At 38.8% G+C, this 25,072-nt stretch carries 26 protein-coding genes; 15 read left to right on the top strand and 11 right to left on the bottom strand.

Features of this window, described 5'->3' with window-relative positions:
• The first annotated feature begins 182 nt into the window (after window positions 1–182).
• The 9 genes from AWW72_RS07835 to AWW72_RS07795 all read left to right on the top strand — a co-directional run bounded on the left by AWW72_RS07835 (window position 183) and on the right by AWW72_RS07795 (window position 9,491).
• Window positions 183–1,238, top strand: coding sequence for a linear amide C-N hydrolase (locus tag AWW72_RS07835; RefSeq protein ID WP_062846986.1), 1,056 nt, complete (start codon window positions 183–185; stop codon window positions 1,236–1,238).
• 32 nt (window positions 1,239–1,270) lie between these two features.
• Entirely contained in the window at window positions 1,271–1,786 is a 516-nt protein-coding gene (locus AWW72_RS07830; protein WP_062846985.1) for a hypothetical protein, read from the top strand.
• Between the two features lie 479 nt (window positions 1,787–2,265).
• Complete coding sequence (locus AWW72_RS07825) at window positions 2,266–2,832, top strand: TetR/AcrR family transcriptional regulator (RefSeq protein ID WP_062846984.1); 567 nt, start codon at window positions 2,266–2,268, stop codon at window positions 2,830–2,832.
• A gap of 564 nt (window positions 2,833–3,396) precedes the next feature.
• Complete coding sequence (locus AWW72_RS07820; protein WP_004771865.1) at window positions 3,397–3,708, top strand: ArsR/SmtB family transcription factor; 312 nt, start codon at window positions 3,397–3,399, stop codon at window positions 3,706–3,708.
• 85 nt (window positions 3,709–3,793) lie between these two features.
• Complete coding sequence (locus AWW72_RS07815) at window positions 3,794–5,494, top strand: SulP family inorganic anion transporter (protein ID WP_062846983.1); 1,701 nt, start codon at window positions 3,794–3,796, stop codon at window positions 5,492–5,494.
• A 196-nt stretch (window positions 5,495–5,690) separates the two neighbouring features.
• Window positions 5,691–6,893 (top strand): serine/threonine transporter SstT, encoded by a 1,203-nt coding sequence (sstT, locus tag AWW72_RS07810; RefSeq protein ID WP_062846982.1) that lies wholly within the window; start codon window positions 5,691–5,693, stop codon window positions 6,891–6,893.
• A 6-nt stretch (window positions 6,894–6,899) separates the two neighbouring features.
• Window positions 6,900–7,580 carry a YoaK family protein gene (locus AWW72_RS07805; RefSeq protein WP_062846981.1) on the top strand — a complete coding sequence of 227 codons (681 nt, stop codon included), beginning with the start codon at window positions 6,900–6,902 and terminating at the stop codon, window positions 7,578–7,580.
• Between the two features lie 3 nt (window positions 7,581–7,583).
• Window positions 7,584–8,123 (top strand): DUF2058 domain-containing protein, encoded by a 540-nt coding sequence (locus AWW72_RS07800; RefSeq protein ID WP_004771861.1) that lies wholly within the window; start codon window positions 7,584–7,586, stop codon window positions 8,121–8,123.
• A gap of 117 nt (window positions 8,124–8,240) precedes the next feature.
• A complete protein-coding gene (locus AWW72_RS07795; RefSeq protein WP_062846980.1) occupies window positions 8,241–9,491 on the top strand; it encodes a mechanosensitive ion channel family protein in 1,251 nt (416 codons plus the stop codon).
• 36 nt (window positions 9,492–9,527) lie between these two features.
• On the opposite strand, the gene AWW72_RS07790 is transcribed toward AWW72_RS07795, so the two are convergent.
• The 10 genes from AWW72_RS07790 to AWW72_RS07750 form a co-directional block, all read right to left on the bottom strand.
• On the bottom strand, window positions 9,528–9,779 hold the full coding sequence (locus AWW72_RS07790) for a hypothetical protein (RefSeq protein ID WP_062846979.1): 252 nt from the start codon (window positions 9,777–9,779) through the stop codon (window positions 9,528–9,530).
• Window positions 9,780–9,957: 178 nt separating this feature from the next.
• Window positions 9,958–10,239, bottom strand: coding sequence for a hypothetical protein (locus AWW72_RS07785; RefSeq protein ID WP_004771852.1), 282 nt, complete (start codon window positions 10,237–10,239; stop codon window positions 9,958–9,960).
• A 141-nt stretch (window positions 10,240–10,380) separates the two neighbouring features.
• Complete coding sequence (locus AWW72_RS07780; RefSeq protein ID WP_062846978.1) at window positions 10,381–10,830, bottom strand: hypothetical protein; 450 nt, start codon at window positions 10,828–10,830, stop codon at window positions 10,381–10,383.
• Between the two features lie 84 nt (window positions 10,831–10,914).
• On the bottom strand, window positions 10,915–11,199 hold the full coding sequence (locus tag AWW72_RS07775) for a hypothetical protein (protein WP_062846977.1): 285 nt from the start codon (window positions 11,197–11,199) through the stop codon (window positions 10,915–10,917).
• Between the two features lie 108 nt (window positions 11,200–11,307).
• Window positions 11,308–11,640 (bottom strand): hypothetical protein, encoded by a 333-nt coding sequence (locus tag AWW72_RS07770; RefSeq protein WP_062846976.1) that lies wholly within the window; start codon window positions 11,638–11,640, stop codon window positions 11,308–11,310.
• 230 nt (window positions 11,641–11,870) lie between these two features.
• Complete coding sequence (locus AWW72_RS07765; protein WP_062846975.1) at window positions 11,871–13,733, bottom strand: non-contractile tail sheath protein; 1,863 nt, start codon at window positions 13,731–13,733, stop codon at window positions 11,871–11,873.
• 315 nt (window positions 13,734–14,048) lie between these two features.
• Entirely contained in the window at window positions 14,049–14,378 is a 330-nt protein-coding gene (locus tag AWW72_RS19640; RefSeq protein WP_081402409.1) for a four-helix bundle copper-binding protein, read from the bottom strand.
• A gap of 306 nt (window positions 14,379–14,684) precedes the next feature.
• On the bottom strand, window positions 14,685–14,987 hold the full coding sequence (locus tag AWW72_RS07760) for a hypothetical protein (RefSeq protein WP_062846974.1): 303 nt from the start codon (window positions 14,985–14,987) through the stop codon (window positions 14,685–14,687).
• A 93-nt stretch (window positions 14,988–15,080) separates the two neighbouring features.
• Window positions 15,081–15,275 carry a hypothetical protein gene (locus AWW72_RS07755; RefSeq protein ID WP_047432834.1) on the bottom strand — a complete coding sequence of 65 codons (195 nt, stop codon included), beginning with the start codon at window positions 15,273–15,275 and terminating at the stop codon, window positions 15,081–15,083.
• Window positions 15,276–15,407: 132 nt separating this feature from the next.
• Entirely contained in the window at window positions 15,408–15,725 is a 318-nt protein-coding gene (locus AWW72_RS07750; protein WP_047432830.1) for a hypothetical protein, read from the bottom strand.
• Between the two features lie 543 nt (window positions 15,726–16,268).
• On the opposite strand from AWW72_RS07750, the gene gltS reads away from it, so the two are divergent.
• The 5 genes from gltS (at window position 16,269) to gcvH (ending at window position 21,561) form a co-directional block, all read left to right on the top strand.
• On the top strand, window positions 16,269–17,498 hold the full coding sequence (gene gltS, locus AWW72_RS07745) for a sodium/glutamate symporter (protein WP_062846973.1): 1,230 nt from the start codon (window positions 16,269–16,271) through the stop codon (window positions 17,496–17,498).
• A 159-nt stretch (window positions 17,499–17,657) separates the two neighbouring features.
• Window positions 17,658–19,505, top strand: coding sequence for an ABC transporter ATP-binding protein (locus AWW72_RS07740; RefSeq protein WP_062846972.1), 1,848 nt, complete (start codon window positions 17,658–17,660; stop codon window positions 19,503–19,505).
• Window positions 19,505–19,945, top strand: a complete 441-nt coding sequence (locus AWW72_RS07735; RefSeq protein WP_005257174.1) for a MaoC family dehydratase — start codon at window positions 19,505–19,507, stop codon at window positions 19,943–19,945. The genes AWW72_RS07740 and AWW72_RS07735 overlap by 1 nt, the downstream gene beginning before the upstream one ends.
• 128 nt (window positions 19,946–20,073) lie before the next feature.
• On the top strand, window positions 20,074–21,099 hold the full coding sequence (locus AWW72_RS07730; RefSeq protein WP_005257172.1) for an AraC family transcriptional regulator: 1,026 nt from the start codon (window positions 20,074–20,076) through the stop codon (window positions 21,097–21,099).
• An 87-nt stretch (window positions 21,100–21,186) separates the two neighbouring features.
• Window positions 21,187–21,561, top strand: coding sequence for a glycine cleavage system protein GcvH (gene gcvH / locus AWW72_RS07725; protein ID WP_005211933.1), 375 nt, complete (start codon window positions 21,187–21,189; stop codon window positions 21,559–21,561).
• 69 nt (window positions 21,562–21,630) lie between these two features.
• Here gcvH and aspA read toward each other — a convergent pair whose 3' ends face one another.
• On the bottom strand, window positions 21,631–23,079 hold the full coding sequence (aspA, locus tag AWW72_RS07720) for an aspartate ammonia-lyase (RefSeq protein WP_155858550.1): 1,449 nt from the start codon (window positions 23,077–23,079) through the stop codon (window positions 21,631–21,633).
• Between the two features lie 471 nt (window positions 23,080–23,550).
• On the opposite strand from aspA, the gene putP reads away from it, so the two are divergent.
• Window positions 23,551–25,047, top strand: coding sequence for a sodium/proline symporter PutP (gene putP / locus AWW72_RS07715; RefSeq protein ID WP_062846971.1), 1,497 nt, complete (start codon window positions 23,551–23,553; stop codon window positions 25,045–25,047).
• Window positions 25,048–25,072 lie beyond the last annotated feature (25 nt).

Raw genomic sequence — 25,072 nt, 5'->3', positions numbered from 1 at the left:
GATAGAGAAGATTTTTCCCTGTCGGGTTACACCAAAGGGAACCAAGAAAAATAAATCCCTACTTTTTATATTGATTACATTTTATTGCTTGAATAAGATAATTTTTTTAATAGACTAAATTTAATTCATTACAAAAACATTGAATAGAAATTATGCTTATATAACAGCAAGGAGTACCACTTGTGTTTAAAAAAATATTAGGTTTTTCTTTTCTCGCGACCTCTCTGATCCTTCAGACGAGCCATGCCTGTACTCGTGCAGTTTATCTAGGAAATAACGACCATATCATTACTGCCCGATCAATGGACTGGAAAGTAGATGTTGGTACTAACCTCTGGATTCTACCCAGCAATGTAATAAGAGACAGCAATGCAGGCCCCAAATCACTGAAATGGAAAGCCAAGTATGGCAGTGTGATCGCCACAGGTTACGACATTTCAACAACAGATGGCATGAATGAAGCAGGCTTGGTCGCAAATGTGCTATGGCTGGTCGAATCTCAATATCCAGATACCAAGCATTCGAATAAACCTCAACTCAGCATTTCTGCTTGGGCTCAATATATACTCGATAATTATGCGACTGTTGCCGAGGCGGTCAGCGCGCTAGAAAAAGAACCTTTTGACCTGATTACTGATAGTGTTCCTGGCGAACAACGTCTTACGACCTTACATTTATCGATTTCAGATAAAACTGGAGACAGTGCAATTATTGAGTATATTGGCGGCAAACAAGTGATTCACCATGATAAAAAATATCAGGTTATGACCAACTCACCGACCTTTGACCAGCAACTTGCGCTTAATACGTATTGGCAACAAATTGGTGGAACTGTGATGCTACCCGGTACCAATCGCGCGTCTGACCGTTTTACCCGCGCCTCTTTCTATATCAATGCCATTCCTAAAAATGACGATCCTAAAGATGCCCTTGCCTCGGTCTTTAGTGTAATTCGTAATGCATCCGTGCCATATGGTTTAAATACAGCAGAAGAACCGAATATTTCCTCAACACGCTGGAGGACAGTTGCCGATCATAAACAGCAACTCTATTTCTTTGAGTCAGCTGTTTCACCAAACGTGTTCTGGGTAGATTTAAAGAAAATTAACTTTAAAGATGGGTTAACCCGCAAACTTGATCTTGGAAAAGATCAACAGAATACTTTTGCCGGTGATGCAACCCAACAATTCAAGGTTACCAAGTCGTTTGCATTTCTTGGACCACAACTCCATCGTTAATCATGAAAAATTCATACACGAGAGAATGAAAAATGAATAAAACTTTATGTCTGCTTAGCCTGTGTATCGCTGTAAGCGGTTGTGCAACCCTACCAGACTCATCAACACCAGCCACATTAGACAATCTTGCAACAGCAGGTTCGCTAAACTGTAAAGCCAATGAACTGTGTCCTAACGTTTTTGTTGAATGGGATAAACAACAAAAACAGCAATTAAGAGTCGAAACTGTGCTCAACAGCAGTTATGACTATTACGATATCAAAAGCATCACCTTCCTGATTGATGGGCGATCTTTCGCCTACCAACCTGTGGGCCCAACTGAACAGAAAAATATTAACCGCTTAATCCCAAGACGCTCTTCCAATAGCTTTATTGTTCCAAGCTCGTTTCTCTATGAGCTAAGAAAAGCACAGAATGTTGAGCTTTCGATAGAAACTGACAAAGGTAACATTAAGCGCTCTGTCTACACGCCAAACCAACAGTCCACGCTTTACCAGAACTTTGTCAAGCTGATTGCAGGCTTACCAACACAAGCCTCAAAATCATAAAAAAGAAAATTATACGATTAAAGTCAGTTATTTATTTTAACTAAAATAACTGACTTTTAAATATTACAGTTTTATTAAAAACCCGTTCCAGAATCAATTTTTCAAAAATATTTTCTCTGATAAATAAATAAACCATAGCAAACAACAATTAGACGCTGATCATTATTTTCCAAACGTTAAAGATTATTTGAATAAAACCACATATCTTGTAAAAACAATTAGATGAATTATCATCCATTTATTTTGATCAATAATTCTATTCAAAAGTTCAATTGAATAAACGTATTTCTGATTATTTCCTCAATATTCATATCGTTAATTTTTATACTCCCCTTGAAAAGAAAGCTCAAAGGATCAATTAAATAAATATTATTATTTTTCCCTATGATCTTTCTAAAATACCATGTAGAATCCCAGCGAAAATTGCATGATGAAATGCAACATGGTGCTCTTGGTGATGGGCTAACTTGAGGCGTTGTATGTCAAAAAAAGAAGATATTATTAACACAGCATTAAGACTTTTTAATTCGCACAGTTATAACTCGATTGGTGTCGATCGTATTATTAGTGAATCTGGCGTTGCAAAGATGACCTTTTATAAATATTTCCCTTCAAAGGAAAAACTTATTGAAGAGTGCCTGATCCAACGTAATATTAACCTTCAGACTTCTCTTAATGCAACTTTGGCAGAGTGTGACCAAACGGATCACCTAAGCCAGCTTAAAGCAATTTTTCAATGGTACGCGGCTTGGTTTAATAGCGAAGACTTCAATGGATGTATGTTCCAGAAAGCTTTAGAAGAAGTGATCAAGATTTATCCATCGACTTTACAACCAGCAACGCAGTACAAAATCTGGTTAACTGCGCTCGTTCAAAACTTGCTTACCAATCTCGAAATTCGTAATCCGACGCATCTCGCTACTTTGATTGTCAGTATTTTAGACGGTATGACGATTCAAGCACACGTCAACAAACATTCCGTTGAAATGGATGAATACTGGAAGCGCGTTGAACATCTGATCAATTTTGAAAAAGAATTTGCATAAGTCATGTTATCCCTTTATGAATAGAGGGATAATAATTAGACAAATTTAAGCAAGATTTGAATAAAGAATTGAAAAAAATAAAGCGTGATTTATAATTATTATTGTGGCTCACGCTTGCGTCTGAGTGTAAAAAGAATAATAAATATTATTACCCTCTGGCGGTCGTACTTTCGCACTCCCGATCCTTCTTATGCAGACAGATCGTTCTGTCTTGTTTTTCATTATATATACTTTTTACCAAAGCACAATCTTTTTTTCGAGTTTTTTATATTTGTTAAATATATTAAGTACTTAATTTTATTTTTCAGTTTAACTAAACAATAAAATAGCCTAAAAAGATGGTTGATTCGACACGAAAGAGATATAAAGCACAATAAATAGATATAAAATTAACCAATTCTCACTTTAAAGAAAAATTAAGATTTAATCAGCATTTTTTAATCATTTTATCAGTTTTGCTTATATATATTTTCATTAAAAACCATTGCAAATAAGCAGTTTTACTACAACTTTTTCTTGCACTGACTTTATACTAGCCACGGCTGTAACGTAATGAGTATAAGTATGCAAAAGGATTTTGAGATCGACGCAATGAGAGAATCTGCGGGTACAATTGTCACTGTACTTAAATCTCTGGCTAATACCGATCGGTTAATTATTTTGTGCCATTTAGCTAAACAAGAGTTAAATGTTTCACAGATTGAAGAAATCACGCAAATCTTCCAACCTACCCTGTCTCAACAGCTCATGATGCTAAGAAAAAGCAATGCGGTATCTACCCGCCGTGATGGTAAACAAATTTTTTATTCAATTCTTGACCCAAAACTTAAAGCAATTTTAAACACTTTATATGAGCACTATTGTCCTCAAACATAATTGTTGAAGAAATTAAGATCATCATAGCTTTCTTTAGCATTTTTTCTGCATAATATATATGAATTTATGATTTAGACTATGATGCATGAAATTGTTCAACCGAAATGTTTCCAGACTATTTCCTGCACGAAAATGGTTAAGCGAGTACCAACTTTCAAGCTTTAAGTCAGACCTGATTGCTGCACTTATTGTATTAGCAATGCTGGTGCCACAAGGTATGGCTTATGCCATGCTGGCTGGACTGCCACCAATCATGGGGATATACGCCAGTATATTACCCATGATTATTTATGCATTTAGTGGAAGTAGCACAACCCTATCTATTGGCCCTGTCGCCATTATTTCGATGATGGTATTTGCGGCATTAAATCCATTATTCCCCGTGGGCTCTACAGCCTATATCGAAGCGGCATGTCTACTGGCGCTTTTGGTGGGTATCATTTCGATGGTTCTGGGGCTATTGCGTTTCGGATTTTTGATTCAGCTGATTAGTCATCCTGTTATTCAAAGTTTTATCATTGCTTCAGCACTGTTAATCGCATTGGGACAGTTCAAGTTTCTACTCGATATTCCCTTACAAGCCAGTAATATTCCAGAATTTCTGATCAGCCTATCTCAGAACTTTCATCTTATTACATTTACAGGGATGAGCTTTGGCCTGATCTCGGTCTTATTACTTTTTCTACTGCCGAAATTTATCCGCTCTGGGTTTTTAAATAAAATCCTTCCGCTGGTGCTGGTATTGTCTTCTATTATTTTGCTGAGCTTGATGAACGAGAATACTCTGGGTATTAAAACCGTGGGTATCGTTCCGACAGGTTTACCAAGCTTACATTTTCCAACATGGAATCTAGGCTTGGTTCAGCAGCTTCTACCGAGTGCCTTTATGATTGCCATGATCAGCTTTGTGGAATCACTTGCGATTGCACAGGCAACAGCATTGCAAAAGCGTGATGATTTAAACAGTAATCAAGAACTGATTGCTTTAGGTCTGGCAAATATTGCTGCAGGGATAAATTCCGGTTTTGCTGTTTCTGGCAGTCTATCCCGTACCGTTGTCAATGCGGATGCAGGTGCAAAGACTCCAATCTCAGGGGTACTTTCTTCATTATTTATGATTGCAGTCAGTTTATATTTTACCGGTTTTTTTCAAAATCTACCTTTAGCCGTGTTGGCTGCAACAATTTTTGTCTCTATCTGGAAACTGGTTACCCTTTTACCCTTTATTGAAACATGGAAGTACTCAAAAGCAGACGGCCTTGCCATGTGGGCAACATTTTTTGGTGTAACCTGTATTGATATCTCGACAGGATTGATGATTGGTATTATTTTAACGTTTGTTCTATTGCTGTGGAAAATTAGTCGTCCACATATTGCAGTGATTGGTCTGATCGAAGGGACTCAACATTTTAGAAATGTATCACGTTATGATGTCATCACGACACCAACCGTAGTTGCCTTTCGCGTTGATGAAAACCTGACTTTTTTAAATGCGCATGTGCTAAAAGGTCATGTAATTACGGAAGTCAGCCAAAATGCAGAACTGCAACATGTTGTGATTAATTGCTCAAGTATTAGCAATATTGATCTGAGTGCTTTAGAAATGCTGGAAGATCTTAACCGTGAATTATCGCAGTTAAACATCCAGTTGCATTTGTCGGAAGTGAAAAGTTTTGTGATGGATAAATTGATTAAATCAGAACTGACCAAGGAACTTACGGGTCAAATATTTTTATCACATTATCAAGCAATACAAACACTTTCGCCTGATATGCTCGCAGAATGATCAATTTTAGTGGATTATTTTTATACAAAAGGATGTGTCATGTTTTCCTAATTTTTTTTTAAAAACATTGTCTTAATTTTTTCGATATTTTTAAAGTAATTGAATTGCAAAAAAAATTTTATTATTCACGGTTCTTAGGTATAGAATACCGCCCTTGTTTAACCTTAAACCGTGCATAGGTTTATAAGGCCTTTATATGTTTAATGTATTGTCTCGCTTGAGCTTAGTTAGCAAAATTATTATCGCTATTTTTCTAGGGATTGGAGTAGCTCTGCTCTTTCCTAACTTTACACCCTACTTAAGTTTATTGGGTGAATTATTCATTAAAGCATTAAAGTCTGTTGCACCGATTTTAGTTTTTGTTTTAGTTCTCTCTTCAATCGCAAATTTCCAGATTGGTCAGAGCTCTAGTATCAGACCAGTTCTGGTATTGTATGTGGTGGGTATGCTGCTGGCTGCATTTAGTGCAGTGACAGCAAGTATTATGTTCCCAAGCCAGCTATTCTTGCACTTACCAACTGACAGTGCACTTCAAGCGCCTGGTAGTCTAGCTGAAATTTTAAAGAATCTACTTTTAAGTTTTATTGCAAACCCTGTACAAGCGATTGGTGAAGCCAACTTTATTGGTATTCTGGCATGGGCCATCGGTTTAGGTCTGGCATTACGTCATAGCTCGGATACGACTAAGCAGGTGTTGACTGACGTTGCCAATGCGGTAAACAAAATCATTCATACTGTGATTAGCTTTGCGCCAGTCGGTATTTTTGGTTTGGTGGCTGTGACTTTCGCCGATGCAGGTTTAGCGACATTAAAAAGCTATGCACAGCTCCTCTTCGTATTAATTGGTACCATGGCATTTGTTGCACTTGTGATCAACCCGCTTCTGGTTGCCATTACAATGAAAGCAAACCCATATCCATTGGTATTCACTTGCTTAAAAGAAAGTGGTATCACTGCATTCTTTACCCGTAGCTCAGCGGCCAATATTCCTGTCAATCTGGACTTGGCTCAGCGTCTAGGTGTAAATGAAGCAACCGCAAGTGTATCGATTCCGCTAGGTGCAACCATTAATATGGCAGGTGCTGCAGTGACGATTACGGTACTGACGCTTGCAGCTGTACATACCTTAGGTATTCCAGTAGACCTAAGCACCATGATCATTTTATCTGTGGTTGCGACTGTATCAGCATGTGGTGCATCAGGTGTTGCAGGTGGATCTTTGCTCTTGATCCCTGTTGCTTGTAGCTTGTTTGGTATATCATCTGAAATTGCAATGCAGATCGTTGCAATTGGTATGATTATCAGTGTATTGCAAGACTCAACAGAAACAGCTTTAAACTCATCTACCGATGTTCTCTTTACTGCTGCCGTTGATTTCAGAGACCGTCCAAATTCATAGGTTGATATGCCACTTCAACGTTTACCCAACTGGATTCAACTTGGTGCCTTCTTACTTGCACTGAATGCAGGGATGGTAAACGTTTTAGGCTTATTTACGGTCTTACATCAATCTGTTTCTCATATGACAGGCAATGTCAGTATTTTGGCAATGAGTTTGCTGGACTGGCAGCCTGAACATTTCATTTATCTCACCTTTGTTGTCATCTGCTTTGTCACAGGCTCATTCTATAGCGGCCTGATTCTAGGGAATGGCAATGTCGCATTTGGACGACGTTATGGGCTTCCTCTTAGTCTGGTTGCCATCTTTCTGTTCCTAACCTGGTTGTTGCTTCCCTATTTCCCCCGTTATGGCTTGCTCTGGGCCTGTGTCGCGATGGGTGTACAGAATGCGATGGTGAGCCACTACAAAGGCGCAATTATTCGAACCACCCACCTTTCTGGCGTGCTCACGGATATTGGTTTAGCCTTGGGGTATAAAGCTCGTGGCTTAAATGTAGAAAAACGTCGGATTTTTCTACATCTACTCATTTTTATTGGTTTTTTATTGGGTGGACTCATTGCGAGTGCACTTTATCCTTATTTAAAATTAAATAGCTTTCTTATTCCAGCGGGCTTAAGTCTAGGAATGAGTATGGCATACTGGATTTTCTATTTTCGCTCTTCATCAAACTCACATTTGGATTGAATTATGGTTAAAAATGCATTGCAGGCCCAATTATTAAAAGCTGGGTTGGTGGATAATAAAAAAGCGAAAAAACTGACCAAACAGGTGCAGCACGAACAACGTACTGGACAAAATGACGATGCAGTCCTCAAGGCTGAAATTGATCGTGCCAAGCAAGAAAAATTAGCCAAAGATCAGGCACTAAATCTTGAAAAGCAAAAGATTCTGGAAGAAAAAGCGCTAAAAGCTTCGATCATTCAGATGATTAAACAGCACAAAGTGAAAGATATTAATGGCGATGTGACCTATCAGTTTATTGATGAAGGGAAAATCAAGAAAGTCTATCTTTCACAACAGGTTTATAACGCACTTGTTTCAGGATCGCTGGTCATTGCCAAAGATCAGGACAATTATGCATATCTGCCGAAAGCGCTGGCTGACAAGATTGACCAGAAAATGCAAGGTTTTATCTTGGTCAATAATAATACCGAGAACAATGACCAGACCACAGATGAGGAAGATCCATACGCAGCTTATGTCATTCCTGATGATTTAATGTGGTAAAACACCACTGCGTTATGTAAAAACGCCTTACAGAACGTATATAAACTGTGATCAGATTATTATAAATATCAAATACACCTTACAATTCTCTCTTAAAGAATTTTAAGGTGTATTAGTTTGGATTATTTAGGTTTTATCCGTGATATTCGGGTTGAATTAAGTCATTATCCTTGGCTTGAGATGGTATTGGCCTTAATTGTTTTAATTTTATTTGCAGCGCTTGCAAACTTTATTGCGAAAAGAATTATTGTTCGTGGGATTCGCCATTTAATTACAAAATTTAAGTCTCCTAACCAGTCTATATTTGCCCAACATAGTGTTACCCGCCGTTTTGCAAATATTGTCCCAGCTATCGTGATTATGAATGGTATTAGCACCGTTCCTCACTTACCCGAGAAAGTCATTAGCTTGGTTCAAATGGGCGCACAGGCATTTATCTTCCTCACACTTGCATTGACCGTGAGTGAAGCTTTAAATATCTTTAACCTGATCTACCAACGCAATCCAAAATCTAGAAATAAGCCAATTAAAGGCTATTTACAATTGGTTAAGCTGATCCTGTTTGTTGTTTGTGGCTTGATGATCTTAGGTACCTTCCTCAAGAAAGATGTATTCACATTGCTTGCTGGTTTCGGTGCGATGGCCGCAGTCCTGATGTTGGTATTCCAAAATACAATCCTTTCACTGGTTGCCAGCGTACAGATTGCGTCTTATGACATGGTACGTATCGGGGACTGGATTGAAATGCCATCGTTAAATGCGGATGGTGATGTAATTGATATGTCATTACATACGGTGACCGTACAGAACTTTGACAAGACATTTACAACGATTCCAACCAATAAACTGGTTACTGATACCTTTAGAAACTGGCGTGGTATGAGTGAATCGGGCTGCCGTCGTATTAAGCGCTCGCTTTTTCTAGATCAAAGTAGCGTTCACTTTATGAGTGATGATGAGCAACAAAAGCTAAAAGACTTTTTATTACTCGACCAATATCTGGATGCAAAAAAATCTGAAATCGAAGAGTTCAATAATCATCTAAGCAACCAGTCGCGTTATAACCAGCGTCGTTTAACCAACCTCGGAACGTTCCGTGCTTACGTTGAGTTTTATTTACGTCAGCATCAAGGGATTGCGCAGAACCAGACCATTCTGGTACGTCAAATGCAGCCAACCAGTGAAGGCTTACCATTAGAAATCTATGCATTTACCAATACCATTGCATGGGCATCTTATGAAGCCATCCAGTCTGATATTTTTGATCACTTGATTGCGATTATTCCTGAGTTTGGTTTGAGAATTTATCAAGCGCCATCAGGTCATGATTTCCAGTTACTTACGGCTGAGCAAGAAACAAAAGCGTAAATGTGGCATTAAAAAAAGCACCTTCGGGTGCTTTTTTTAATTGATCTCAAAATATCGCTTACACCCTTCCATCCATTCTTTCGATACAGGAGGCTCATTAGGATGTTCAGTATTGGCGAGCTCACAATCCTCAACTTTGTTTAATCCGTTATCAGCAGGGAAAGAATAACCATAATAACCGTCACTATTCAGCTGATATCCCCCTGTTTTTCTATAATCTAGATATAGGTAGCTCACAGATATAAATGTGATTGCTAAAATTGAAATCACTAACCCTTTTAAGGTCATTTTGTTCGCTCTATTGCTATTTTTTCAACATTATAAACGTATTTCCTAAACACTTAAGGATATTAAAATTTATCTTATAAAAATTATTCCAATTTAATCATCATAAGCATTGAGATTAATATTTTCTAAATCACATAAAAAAAGCCCTAAACAGTTCGGGCTTTTTTTATCTTTTACCTCAGTCCCATTCAAGCTGGAACTGGATATTGGTATTGGTAAAATTAGGATTCAGGAAAACTCGATAACCCGCAGCCTTTAACTCAGTGACAACAATATCTGCGTCCTCACTACTCACTTCATGTTTTGAAAATTGTTGTAAGGCATCGCGGTCGCCATCATTGGCTCTTAATTTAATGGTACTTGAAATCTTGGAGAGAATTTTATCTACAGTTAATTTTTTAACATTGGCATTAGAAATTGCAGTAGCTCGTGATGCAGGTAACAAAATTTCTTCGTTCACTGTATTCCGCCTGTGATATCAGAATAAGAAAAAAATATAATATGTTCTATTTCCACTTTTTCAAGTCATCAAATTCAACTAAACGACATATTTTGGCGCATAAGTCCAAAATTGGTGATCAGATTGATTAATTAGCGCCACTTAACGTAAATCGTCTAAACGCTTTACAGCAAGCTTGACCCCATAACCCTCTTCATTTTGCCCACTCAATCGGCCATAACTGATCACAGCTGAGACTTTTTTATCAATGTTATGGCCAGCCAACTGTTTTGCATCCTGGTCTTTAAGATAGCCCACCATTAACCCCTGAATTTCTACTCGAATCGTATGGTCATGACTTGAATTTGATGGCTCAGAGCGAACGCTCGCAGTAGTTTCTATAAACTTAGAAGTAGGAGCTGTTGCTCTCGCAATTTCTCTTAGATGATGCTGATAAGAGTGTTCGCCAGTAATCTCGAAGGTATATAAGACATTATCAGCAAAAGAAGCATCCTCTGAAGCGGAGGTCGATAGACTTTCATTATTTTGGAATTTTCTGGCAAATAATATGATCAATAAACCGATGACCAGCGTAATAATGATTGTCCACATATAATTATCTCCCTCCAACTTATTAGAGTAGATATAACACGCTTAAATGACTAGAAATCTCTGCTGTTTGTATGCAGATCGCACTTAGTCTGCAATGTTTGTTATTTTTCTTTGCTCATAATATTGCAAAATACTACTGACCTTGAGAAGTAAATAGCCAAACAATAAACCATTCATAATGATGCCGATACCGACAGCAATAATCTTTCCAGACCAAACTTGAACGATGTCCAGATTATCGTCTCGAGTTTCTATTTGCCCGAAAAGTACAATAAAAGCAATGCCAGCAATACATCCCAATATCATAACAACCCACGCAATAAAGGTATTGGTTGTGCTTTCTCTTAGATGGTGTTGGGTTTCACTCATACTGTCCCCTAAATAGGCCTAATGATTGATATTATGTGATGAATATATCAAATTTTGTACAGAGAAAAAGCTCCAAATTGGAGCTTTTTTATTGCAGTTCGTTATTGTTTATTTACAAATAATATCCAGCTTTTCAGCGTAGTAATCTGTCGATATTTTTAAATCATTCATCAATTTTTCTTTGGTGTAATCTTTTGGTGCAACCTTTAACAAAGCTGGAATATATTTCGATTCATACAGCTTTGGATAATCTTCACAAAGTACTTTAGTCTGTTGCGCTTTAGGCGTATCTGGATTATCCAGAATATCCATATACTCAGAAATTTTATTGTCTACTGTCTCGAAGCTTTCTTGAGCCTTTTCACTCTTTACTTCAGGCTGCTTATTACAACCTACACATGTGATTGCAATCAAACCAAAGAATAGAATCTTGTTTTTCATAAGGATCTTTTAAGTTCTAGAAAGTATTAAAAGCTAGTGTATATCAGTTTTCATTTGAATAAATGAGAATTTATTTTTCAATTTCTTGTCTATTTCGTAAAGTTTATAGAACACTTCCTAAACTTTGTGCTGCAAAAACGCTGCCCTAAAAATTCCATTTATTTTCTGCAAAATATGAATCTAAAAAAAGGCTTTGAAACACAAAGCCTTTTTTCATTATATTTTTAATTTTATAAATAAATTTCTGGTGGATACGGCGTATCATCGCTGACTGGAGAATATAAACTATGCTCCACAAAGAAACCGTTTGGTGCCTGTGCAATATCGATTGTGACGGAATCAGCCATAACCTGAGGATAGGCCCAAATGAATTGTTTCATCAGCCCCAACGGTTGATTATTTTGCATATCTCCAAATACGCGCTGCCAAATCGGTGTTCGATAAGCCTTGCTCGCGTCAAAACCATATAAATGTGCAATAGATGAATCTGGTACAAAGCCAGCCAGATATGCAACCTTATCTTCTGGATAGTTCAGATCCTGTGTCGGAATCTCTGCCACAGCCTGATGTGCCAAGCCCAATCGTGCTTCTAAAATCCAGTCATAGGCTTCCGTCATGAGGTAATCGAAATTCGGATATGAGTAATGTTGACGCGGATAATTGATATCCGTTACCAGAGTCTCAATTGGCGTGCGAATTGTCGGGAAGAAAATTAATGGGCAGACTTTGGCTTGAGGATATTTTGCCTTAACCACAGTACGAATATCCTGACAGGTCTGTCCCAACTTGTTTCTTAACCAGCTTTTAAACTCATCATACGGCGTTCCCGTCTTATTCATGGCTTCGTAGATCGTGCCTAAATTCGGCGCATATAAACCAGTATCCGCATTAAAAGCCAGTTTGGTTGGGTAATCATAAACACATGGGAGATCTGTGCCCTGGTTATACCACCACCACGGCTCGCCAATTTGCATATTCACTTCACATCCGCCAACAGCCATCGTATCTGCAAACTCAATAAACGCTTTATGCAAATAAGCCTGTGCATTTTGATCACATGGACTAAAGAAATAACTTGGTGGCTCATAACCTGTACGGCCCAGATCACTATTCCAGTCACGCTGTGCCCAGAATTCATTGGCACCCAATGAATACATTTCAAAGCTCACCCCAAACACAGGCTGCATATCGGCACAATGTAATGCCTGAGCAAAATGTTCATGCCATTTTCGGGTACATGGATTAACCACATCTGCATTGCTTAATAATGGATCTGGAATTTGCCATTTATTAATATCGGCTTTCCATGACATTTCAGGATATTTAGACATGCCACAATAATGATTAATCAAGCCGTGATAACCCAAAGCCGCCATGTTATCGACCAGTCGTTGCGGATTGAGATCATAATGATCATCATAACTGGTACAAATGCCATACTCATGCGCAGGAACTGAGACCCGATTCAAAGTCAGCTTGGCATTTGGGCCTGTGGTGACGGAGTTCGTCACTCGGATATACCCATCTTCTGCCTGAGCTAATGGAAGTGTTGAGTGTCCATTGTAACTCATTGTAAATCCAGAAAAAGAAATACGTTGAATGTTACTTACAGGAAATACGTCTGTTGCAGAGAAGCCTGCCTTGACGGTATCCCAATTGATATGAATATGCGCTGATCGTGAGGCTGGCTGGTCGGCATAATTAAACAGCACAATATAGGCAACTTTATCGGCCCCATTTTCATGATATTGCACAGTCAGCGTTGGTGTTAAAGCAGGATTATTTAACGTTGGCATACTTGCCGATAATTCAATATCAAAATCCCAAACTGTACCGCTGTAGTCATATTTGGTTTCATAGGCGAGAAATTTATGATCTTTTACATCATAAGAATCCCAACTAATACCCACTAGATCAGTGGTGGTACGAGAACGGAAACATGCTTCAAAACCGTTACCAAAATTCGTAATTGCAAAAGACATGGTCTGCGGACCGTCTACACGCCAGAACTTTGGACTAAAACGATCAATGATCGAAGTTGTAACAGTTAAGTTAGGAGATTTTTTAAAGTTTTTTTCAAAGTTATTCGTCATTTGATAATGCTCTCATTTAATAATTAAGTTTTTATCTTAAGTAAAATTGTTATTTTTAGCTGTTTGCATCGGTAATCTTTGATCAAAAGCGAAGAACTTACATTGAGTTTGTGTAACTTGGATTATTCATACATAAAAAAAGCCTATCAAATGATAAGCTTTCCAATCATTGCTGCTTTTCAGCTAAGTGAATATTTTGACTATATAACAGGTCGTTATCTTTACAGTCCTCACAATTTCTTAACAGCATTTTTTCATTATCGATATCAGCTATAATTTCTTTACGATCTGCACTCTTCATCAATATTAATTCAATTAGGCTGCCATTCTTCTACATTCGATGGCGCATTGATGACAAGTTTCAGCACATTGCTGACAATGTTCAGAGGCATGTTTAATACATTCCTTCGCGCACCAATCACATATTTTTGCGCAGATCTGGCACATCTCAGCCAGAAAAACTGATTCTCGCTGATGTGCTTTGGCACATAACATACAAATATCTGAACATTCCAGACATCGGGTAATACACTCCCGCATCATCTCGACCTTTTCCTCTTCTAAACAGGCCGATGCACACGTGGTACAAGTTAATGAGCAAACCAGACAAGCTTTAGCGCAATCTGAAAACTGGATAGTGTCCATATTTTTCTCCTTAGCTAAATCATCAAAAGTGATTACTTAATAAGCTAACGAGATAAATAGATGCAAAACAGACAGATTCGGTTATGAAAAGTAAGCCATGTTTTTTTAAGTAACCTGAATGAGAAATGAATATTAAATATCTCTTTATTCGCCAGAGAAACGACAGATTTATAAGGCCAATAACCACCTAAAAGAAATGTAAAAGAACTAAGTATTTTTATTCATCTTCATAAAACAAAACGCTCAAATTCATTGCTGAAGATGAGCGTTTTATATGACAAATTGGTCAATATTTTAAATTTATCACTAACTATAAATATTTTTATGCAATGTGTCTGAAATCCAATTGATAAATCCAGTTTTATTCTTAAACTGTGGCGTATCAAATAAATTTACATCTAACTCAAAATTATTAAAATTCATAAATTTATAGATACCGCCTCCCAAAGGGATCAAATGACTATGCGGATATTTAAGTGATTTAAGCGCTTCACTAAAGAATAATGCTTTAAGAGGTATCTCACTATTTTTGTACAACTGATAACTTTGAGATTGAGTGAATAAATCATATTCTTGATCTAAACTTGTCTTGATTTGGGAAATAACCACTTCAGACTCCTTTATGATTGGAAGTCCTGTTATAGCATAGAAACCAAAAAAGCCCACCTTTTGATGGACTTTTAAAGTATTAAATTGGTACTGCTAGTGCAGGCTTAACTCTTCATCTTTGGCAATAACGACAGATGTTAGCATCGGAATCCCCAAGATCACTGGAACCATAATGATCCATAAATCAGTCGTTAAATGACTTGAAAAGAAGAAATGGATAATGATGGCGACCAAAGCAAGTACACTCAACAAAACACTCATGAATCGAACTGCAAATTTAATCAGCATTTTTTGATCCTATGTGATTTTAGTACACCTCATCAGTATACGCTCACTGTATCCATCATGGTATGCCCTTTTGTACCGTCCATAAATCACAAAAAAGCCCAATACAAATTGAGCTTTTCTGATTAATAAAGATTACTTCGCTTCATTTACACCCACAATAAACTGGCTGCAATTTGAACCTTCTGAAGCATTGGCCAATTGTTTTTCAGAAAAATTGAATTTTGCAGCAACAGATGGATAGTCCTGCTTGAGGCTCTGCCCAGTTAAAGACCCCAATAATTTCACTTGTTCTGGTGTTAACAATTCATTTTCTACCGCTTGATTGACCATCACACAGGCTGTCGTCATCGCATCATAACGCGCAGCTGTTTTTGAATAGCCCAATGAGCCAAGCAAACCGCCAATCACCAAACCAACAATCGTCGCCAAAATAATATGTTTTTTATTCATTCAAGTTTCTCATACAACAAAAAAATTAAGCCTCTCAATATATTGTCTTTTTCATTTAAAAAAATGGTCTTTCTGTTTTGGTTTTTATCGTGTTTGAATACTTTTGACCAGAAAATGTAAAGCAGCGAAATACAAAAATTTTGTGCGATAGAAATAAGTGAATATTATTTGATTTATGCTTATAAAAAATGTTCGATACAACGCTTTCTCTCTTTTTTTATTCTACTTTTTGAAGTTGATATCGTGATAGATGCATAAAATTTAGCCTTTCAGACAATTGATCAATTTCCAGAAAATTGACATGCTTTCAACGACGATAACGCATAGGAAAAATGATAGTTTTTTATAAAAAACTATTAAATTAAATGCTTAAATTTACTGTAATTTTCTTCTTTTTTTTCTTCCACTCATTCAAAGCATGGATAAATTTTAAAAACTTCACGATTCAGCAAAAATCAATTATTTCAAAGGAATTTTTTTTAATTTAATCTAGCGCGCTCAACAGCATTTGCATGCTTTGTGATTCATTCTTTAAGGACATCTATGGATTTCACACTTAATCCAACATATACGCTCATGCTAGCGGTGTTGGTCCTCTATGTAGGACGCATTCTAAATCAGCGCATCCCTTTTTTGACCAAATACAATATTCCCGAGCCCGTTGCTGGCGGTCTGGTTGGTGCAATCATCTTCTACTTAATCCACCAGTTTGCGGGTTATACCATTTCAGTAAATAAACCGATGCAAGATACATTTATGTTGATGTTTTTTGCATCAATCGGTTTAAGTGCTAACTTTGCAAAGCTTAAAGAAGGCGGGAAACCATTAATCATCTTTCTGATTGCCATTTCATTCTTTGTTTTAATCCAGAATGGCGTAGGCATGGTGATTGCTTCTATGGTCGGTCTAGATCCATTGATGGGTGTTATTGCGGGCTCAATTGCCTTAGTCGGCGGCTTAGGTACTGCTGGAGCTTGGGGACCAATCTTTGAAACCAAATATGCAGTTGAAGGCGCCTTGCCAATGGGAATTGCAAGTGCAACCTTTGGTATGGTGGTTGGCGGCTTAATGGGTGGCCCATTGGCTCGCTACCTGATTCGTAAACATAATCTGGCTTCTCCATTAAAAGCAGAAACCCGTGCAGAAAATAAAGATGCTCCTCTCACAGAGAGTGAATACACTTTTGAAGCACCTCAAAAAGTACGTTTGATTACTGCTGATAATGCAATTGTGACTTTAGGCATGTTTGCATTTGCCTTGGCATTTGCTGAAACCATGAAGAACTTAACCATGGGTACGGCGTTTGAACTGCCGACCTTCGTCTGGGCATTGGGCGGCGGTATTCTATTGAGAAACGTTCTGGAAACTGGTTTAAAACAGGAAATCTTTGACCGTTCAATTGATGTGTTTGGTAATACAGCACTCGCATTATTCTTGGCAATGGCTTTGGTTTCATTGAAACTTTGGCAATTGGCTGATCTTGCGATTCCAATGATTATCTTACTCATTGCTCAATCGATTGCAATGTGGGTATTTGCAGTTTATGTCTCTTTCCGCGTAATGGGGAAAAATTACGATTCGGCAGTATTAGCCTCCGGTCTATGCGGCTTTGGCATGGGAGCAACACCCAATGCGATTGCTAACATGCAGGCCATTACCAATATGTATGGTCCATCTCATAGAGCATTCTTAATCGTTCCACTTGTTGGTGCATTCTTCATTGACCTTGTAAATGTTGTTGTTATTCAGACGATTTTACAATTTTTTGGTTAATGCTCATTCTTTAGAACAACTATAAAATCAGACCATTTTGGGCCATATCCTTTATACGATATGGCTTTTTTATTGGTGCCCTTTTCTCATCTCTATTGCTGATTTTCTGCTATGCTACAGAACAAGCTGAATTAGTACTTTAGATTAGAGGAAACCGAAATGCTGCGATGGTTTGAGAAGCTAGTCGATCCATACCCCACCAAAGACTTAAACAAACCATTACCGACTACCTTTTTTGCTTTCGTTTGGCAATCAACTCAAGGCATTCGCCCTTTTCTATTTTTACTGATTGCATGTACTGCTGCTGCAGCTTGCTTTGAAGCTTTATTCTTTTCCTATATTGGTAAATTGGTCGACTGGCTCACTAAAAGTCAGCCAAACACCTTTTTAGAAAACAATCAGCAGAATTTAACCATCCTGATCAGCATTTTGTTTGCCAATATTTTCTTTGTTAGCCTGCAATCGATTATCAAACACCAAGTATTGTTTAGTAACTTTCCAATGCGTATGCGTTGGCGCTTTCATAATTTACTGTTGCAACAAAGTCTGGATTTCTTCCATACCGATTTTGCTGGCCGCCTTTCCGCCAAAGTGATGCAGACTGCGCTGGCAGTACGTGAATTCTGGATGATTCTTGGTGATATGCTGGTTTATGTACTGGTCTATTTTGTTACCATTAGTCTGGTCATGGGTGCAATTTCGCCTGTGCTGATTGTTCCCCTGATTTTATGGTTAGCCTTATTTATTGCGATTGCCAGCTACTTTATTCCACGACTGGGTAGAATCTCCCAGCAACAGGCCGATGCACGTTCAGTCATGACAGGTCGCGTCACCGATGCCTATACTAATATTCAAACTGTAAAACTTTTTGCTCATGCGGGTCGTGAAAGCCAATATGCCAAAGAGTCGATGCAGGAATTTATGGTGACGGTCTATAAACAAATGCGTCTGGGTGTGAAATACCAGATCAGTATTCGTTTACTCAGCGCGTTCCTGTTTATTAGTGTGATTGGTACATCGGTTTGGCTGTGGACACAAGGTCAGGCAGCAATTGGGGTCATTGCTGCGACTACAGCGATGGTACTCAAGCTGGATAGTCTAGCCGAATTTATCATGTGGCATATTACCATGCTGTTTGAAAATGTCGGTACCATTCAGGATGGTATGAAAACACTGGGCAAACCGATCCAGATTCAGGACAAGGAAAATGCCACTGAATTAAAAGTACAGCACGGCGAGATTCGTTTTGAAGATGTCAATTTTGCATATAATCAGAAAAATGTGATTGACCATTTTAACCTGACCATCAAACCTGGGGAGAAAATTGGGATTGTCGGTCGTTCTGGTGCGGGAAAATCAACGCTGATTCAACTGCTCTTGCACTTCTATAACATCAACCAAGGTCGTATTTTGATTGATGGACAAAATATTCATGATGTAACCCAAGATAGTTTACGTGCCAATATTGCCTTAGTGACACAAGACACCTCTCTGCTACATCGTACCGTTGCCGAAAATATTAAATACGGTCGTCCAAATGCAACTGAAGCTGAAATTCAACAGGCTGTCAAAAAAGCCAAAGCGGAAGAGTTTATTCCGCAGCTAACCGATATGAAAGGCCGTGTTGGATTCGATGCTTATGTGGGTGAACGTGGTGTCAAACTGTCTGGTGGACAACGCCAACGTATTGCAATTTCACGGGTTTTCCTAAAAGATGCACCAATTTTAATATTAGATGAAGCGACCAGCGCCCTTGATTCCGAGGTCGAAGCAGCGATTCAAAGCAGTTTAAATGACTTGATGGTTGGCAAAACGGTCATTGCAATTGCTCACCGTTTATCTACTATTGCACAAATGGATCGTCTCATTGTGCTTGATCAAGGCAGAATCGCTGAGCAAGGCACACATGAACAACTTATTGCTCAGGATGGTTTATATGCTCAACTGTGGAAACGTCAGACAGGCGGTTTTCTGGTTGAACAACGGGTAACGCAGGACACAGAATAATGTTGTATTTAGAAGACCTTAATATTGGTGATCGCTTCATCAGCCGTGAATATGAAATGACACTTGAAGAAGTAAAACAATTTGCCAATCAATACGACCCTCAACCCTTTCATACCGATGAGCAAGCTGCTGCTGAACATCCTATTTTTCAAGGCTTGGCAGCGAGCGGATGGCACACCTCTGCCGTGACCATGCGCCTTTGGACTGAATGTTTTCCAGTGGCAGGTGGCTTGTTGGGAACCGAGTCAAGCTTACGCTGGCCACGACCGACACGCGCGGGCGATAAAATTCATGTTGAAGTGGAAATTACGGCAATTGTTCCGTCTAAAACAAAACCTGACCGCGGTATCGTCAGCTACGTAACCCAAGCTTTGAACCAGCATGGTGATGTGCTATTAATATCTACAACCAAAATTTTGGTATTTAGAAGAGCGGCTTAAGGCTCGGACATTCAGTGACTGTTTTGTCCAACAATTTTTAAGATTGATTATTTTATTTCATGTAAAGATGTTTAAGACTTTAAAGTTTAAAAGATATTGGCAAAATTGATGAGCGCCACGGAAAGCACATGAAAACAAGCACAACTCGTCAAGATCAAGGAATACCAGGCGTCTATGGCTTATTGCTATTAGATGTGGTTTCTCGCTGGGGATATAGCGACGAAACCTTATTTGCTCCATTTCATTTAACGAGCGAACAACTGGCTGATCCGAATTATCGAATTCCAACGCCGATTGCCAATGAATTGGTGAAGCATTCTTTGCGCCTTACTGGTGAAAGTACACTAGGTTTTCACCTTGGTACGCAAATGCGTATTTCCATTCACGGCTTTATCGGCTATGCCATTATGACGGCGCATGACATTACCGATGCAATTGCATTGGCAAGCCGCTTTATTCAATTACGTCTGCCTTTTTTACAGCTTTATTTTTCAACTTTCGGGCCTAAGGCGACCTTACAACTGCAATGTGATATCGAAGTTGAGCCTTTACGCACCGAAATTATTTTAGGTTTGACCATTGGCATCATGACCATGGCAAGAGCCTTAACTGGCATAGAAGATTTAAGCGGTGAAGTGGATCTGGATTTCCCAGAACCAGCAGGCTTTGAAAAATATAAAGATAAACTCAGTAGCAGCATTCGTTTTAACCAGCCGCATTTAATCTCAAGCTTTGATAAAAAGTATCTGGGTTTGAAAATGGTTAATGCTGATCCGATTGCCAGCCAGATTGCCATTAATCAATGTGAAACTGAACTGTCAGCACTTGGCGAACGTCGTCGTTTAGCGATGCGTGTCCGTGATATTCTCACCAATTCAGAACAGCATTACCTCAGTATTGAAAGTGTAGCTGAACGCTTGCATATGTCTGACCGCACTTTAAAGCGTCAGTTGGCAGCAGAAGGAACTTCTTTTTCGACCTTAGTAGATGAAGTTCGTTATCGTCATGCCACCTCCCTGCTTTCCCGAACGGATTATAGTCTGGAACAGATTGCAGATGAGCTTGGCTATTCTGATGTTGCGAATTTTAGCCGTGCCTTTAAGCGCTGGAGTGGCCGTAGTCCAAGTAACTGGCGTAAAGATCCTTACTTATAAGATCTTCTATGCCTAAAGCTTTTGTTTTTATTGAAAAGCATGTATAAACCAAATAAAAATGATACGACAGATTGTTAAGGAGTTGTCATGAATCATCCAGCAGAATTGAAATATGCACGCACGCATGAATGGGTAAGAATCGAGGGTGACCTCGTTGTAACAGGCATTACTGACCATGCACAAGATGAGTTGGGTGATTTGGTTTATGTGGAAACCCCAGAAGTGGGCAGCCATGTAACCGCGACAGAACAGGCAGGTATTGTAGAATCTGTAAAAACAGCATCAGATATTCATGCCCCTGTTTCAGGCACAGTGGTTGAAGTAAATACTGATCTTGAAGATGATCCAGATTTCGTGAATGATGAACCGTATGGCAAAGGCTGGATTTACAAGATCAAACCCGACAATATGGCGGATGTCGAAAAATTACTTTCAAATAGTGAATACGAATCAGGTTTATAATTTTATAAATCTCGATAAAAAGCCCAGTACATTTACTGGGCTTTTTTGTTTTTGAGACTATTACATTCATTAAGCAACGTAATCTACAGGAATGCCATCCACCTCTGAAACCAGATTTTCAAAAGAGAAAATTTCATCAAGTTGAGCCTGAGTCAGTAAACCTCGCTCTAAAACTACATCCTGAATGGTTTTATTCTCAGCAATACATTGCTTACCAATTTCATCACAGAGCGCATGACCCAATAATGGATCAAGTAAGGTAATAATTCCAACACTACGCATCACTGCATCATGACAAGCCTGTTCATGCGCCTTGATCCCACGCACGCATTTCTCATCCAGACTTTGCATAGCATGCGTTAATAACTCAATTGATTCGTTTAATGAAATTGCAATCACAGGTTCCATCACATTCAGCTGTAACTGCCCTGCTTCAGCAGCAAAAGTAATCGTAAGATCATTACCAATTACTTTAAATGCAATCTGATTTACGACCTCAGGAATGACTGGATTGACTTTTGCTGGCATGATTGAAGAACCCGCCTGTAGCTCAGGCAATTGAATTTCACCTAAACCCGTACGTGGCCCAGAACTTAGCAGACGTAAGTCATTACTGATTTTTGAAAGCTTGCATGCCAGACGTTTTAACGCACTTGATAAGATAATAAAGACACCACAATCACTGGTTGCTTCGACATAGTCTTCTGCCCCCACCAGTTTTAAGCCTGTAATCTCCTTTAAGCAAGAGACCACTTTCGCTGCATAACCTTTGGGTGTATTCACCCCTGTACCAATCGCAGTCGCCCCCAGATTCACTTCGAGTAATAATTCACGGGTACGCTTAATCAATCGCAAGTCTTCTTTTAATAGAGTTGCAAAGGCACGAAACTCTTGCCCAAGTGTCATGGGTACGGCATCTTGTAATTGGGTGCGCCCCATTTTTAAGACATAGCGGAATTCAACTGCTTTATTTTCAAATGAAGTAATCAATTTATCCATTTGCACAAACAAGGGATCCAGTGAGCAGTAAGTCGATAGTCGAATTGCTGTTGGATAAACATCATTGGTCGATTGGGATTTATTGACATGATCATTGGGATGGATGACATCATATTGGCCTTTTTGATGACCTAATGACTCAAGTGCAATATTGGCAATGACTTCATTGCTATTCATATTAATCGAAGTCCCGGCACCACCCTGATAGATATCGATCGGGAAAGAATCCTGCCATGTTTCTGTTTCTGTAATTAAGGCATCACAGGCATGCTGAATCGCTAGACTTTGAGTTTCGGTTAATTTTCCAAAACTTAAATTGGTTTGTGCCGAGGCTTTTTTAACTTGCGCCAATGCACGGATAAAATAGCCATTTTGTCCAACCTTTTGCGACGAAATTTTAAAATTCTCAATTGCGCGTAAAGTATGGATTCCATAATAACAATCTGCTGGAACTTCTTTTGCACCCAGCAAATCATGCTCTATTCTTATTGTTGCCGCTTGAACCGTATTCACTTCCATTTCTCTCAGAGAATGCACCCTTATAGTGCAATGAATTAATATGAAAGATTTCAAGCTACTTTTCATTAGCAAAACTGCTTAACCTGATATTTTTTTATTAAGGACTTTCTCTAAAATAATGCGCTTGTAACATCATGTGTCAAAATTTTTGCTCACTTTTTAACAGTTAAAATTTAATCTACAACTGTAGTTTTTCTATTTTGTAACTTTTGAAAACATTTAGGTTGAATTTCAATCAAAACAAAAAACTTTTTTGGAGAAAAAAAAGTCACTTTTTCGAATAAAAAAATTAAGATTCATACACTTATTTATTTTTACATAAACAATACAAACACAATACATAAAAATAACAGTGTTTCAAAAATCATTCATGCTTGAATCTGTGACCTTATCAATCCCAAGAATAGTCATTCATTTTTTACTATTCAGGTGTGATTGCAAATTATGGATATGTAAGGACAGGCATCCATTATGAATTTTTCGAATCCCACAGTTGTTGTATTCGTGGTCTATATTCTGGCCATGCTTGGCATCGGTTTATACGCCTATTTTTCTACCAAAAATCTTGATGATTATATTCTTGGAGGCCGAAGTCTAGGCAGTTTTGTTACTGCTTTATCCGCAGGCGCATCAGATATGAGTGGCTGGTTACTCATGGGTTTACCAGGGGCCATTTACTTAACTGGATTATCAGAATCGTGGATTGCCATCGGTTTGATTATTGGTGCATGGTTAAACTGGTATCTGGTTGCAGGCCGTTTACGTGTACACACCGAAGTGCAAAATAATGCCCTCACCTTACCGGATTATTTTACTGGTCGCTTCGATGACCAGAAGAAAATCCTACGCGTCACATCTGCATTGATTATTCTTGTATTCTTTGCGATTTATTGTGCTTCTGGCATGGTCGCTGGCGCACGTTTGTTTGAAACATTGTTCCAATTGCCGTATAGCACAGCATTATGGCTCGGTGCATTCGCAACAATCGGTTATGTTTGTATCGGTGGCTTCCTTGCGATCAGCTGGACAGATACCTTCCAAGCAGGCTTAATGATTTTCGCATTATTACTCCTTCCAATCGTGACCTACATGTCTTTAGGCATTGGCATGGAAGAGTTTACTGCCGTTATCGAAAGTGTTCGCCCACATGCATTTGACTTTGCGACCAACTTGAGTGTTGTTGCGATTCTTTCTGCTGCGGCTTGGGGTCTAGGCTATTTTGGTCAACCACACATTCTTGTACGCTTTATGGCTGCTGATTCTGTGAAATCAATTCCAGCGGCTCGCCGTATTGGTATGACTTGGATGATTCTTTGCTTAGCGGGTGCAGTCGGTTCAGGCTTTATCGGTATTGCATACTTCCAGATGCATCCTGAATTTGCAGCAGCAGTAACAGCTAACCCTGAAACTGTGTTCATGGAACTCACTAAAATCTTATTCAACCCTTGGGTTGTGGGTGTGATCCTTGCTGCGATTTTATCTGCAATTATGAGTACATTGAGCTGTCAGTTACTGGTATGTTCAAGTGCACTAACCGAAGATTTGTACAAAGGCTTTATCCGTAAAAACGCATCTCAGAAAGAGTTGGTTTGGATTGGTCGTGCGATGGTTATTGCAGTGGCGATGCTTGCGCTTTTCCTAGCCCAAAACCCTGAAAGTAAGGTTCTTGGCTTGGTTGCTTATGCTTGGGCTGGTTTTGGTGCCGCATTCGGTCCATTGATTCTGCTCTCTTTGTTCTGGAAACGCATGACCTTGAACGGCGCATTGGCAGGTATGGTTGTGGGTGCTTTGACGGTCATCCTTTGGAAAAACTTCTTTGGCTACACTGGTATCTATGAAATTATTCCAGGCTTCGTTTTCGCCTTGATCAGCATCGTGGTGGTGAGCTTACTAGGTAAAGCACCAAATGCTGCTGTAACAAGTCGCTTCGAACAAGCTGATGAAATCTATGCACGCGAAATGAAATAATTTTGCTGAAAAATTTAAGGGGCTT

This window comes from Acinetobacter sp. NRRL B-65365 (assembly GCF_001605865.1).
GTDB classification, from domain to species: Bacteria; Pseudomonadota; Gammaproteobacteria; order Pseudomonadales; family Moraxellaceae; genus Acinetobacter; species Acinetobacter vivianii.
The sequence above is the reverse complement of the archived record's forward strand: the minus strand, read 5'-3'. Positions and strand labels throughout refer to the sequence as shown.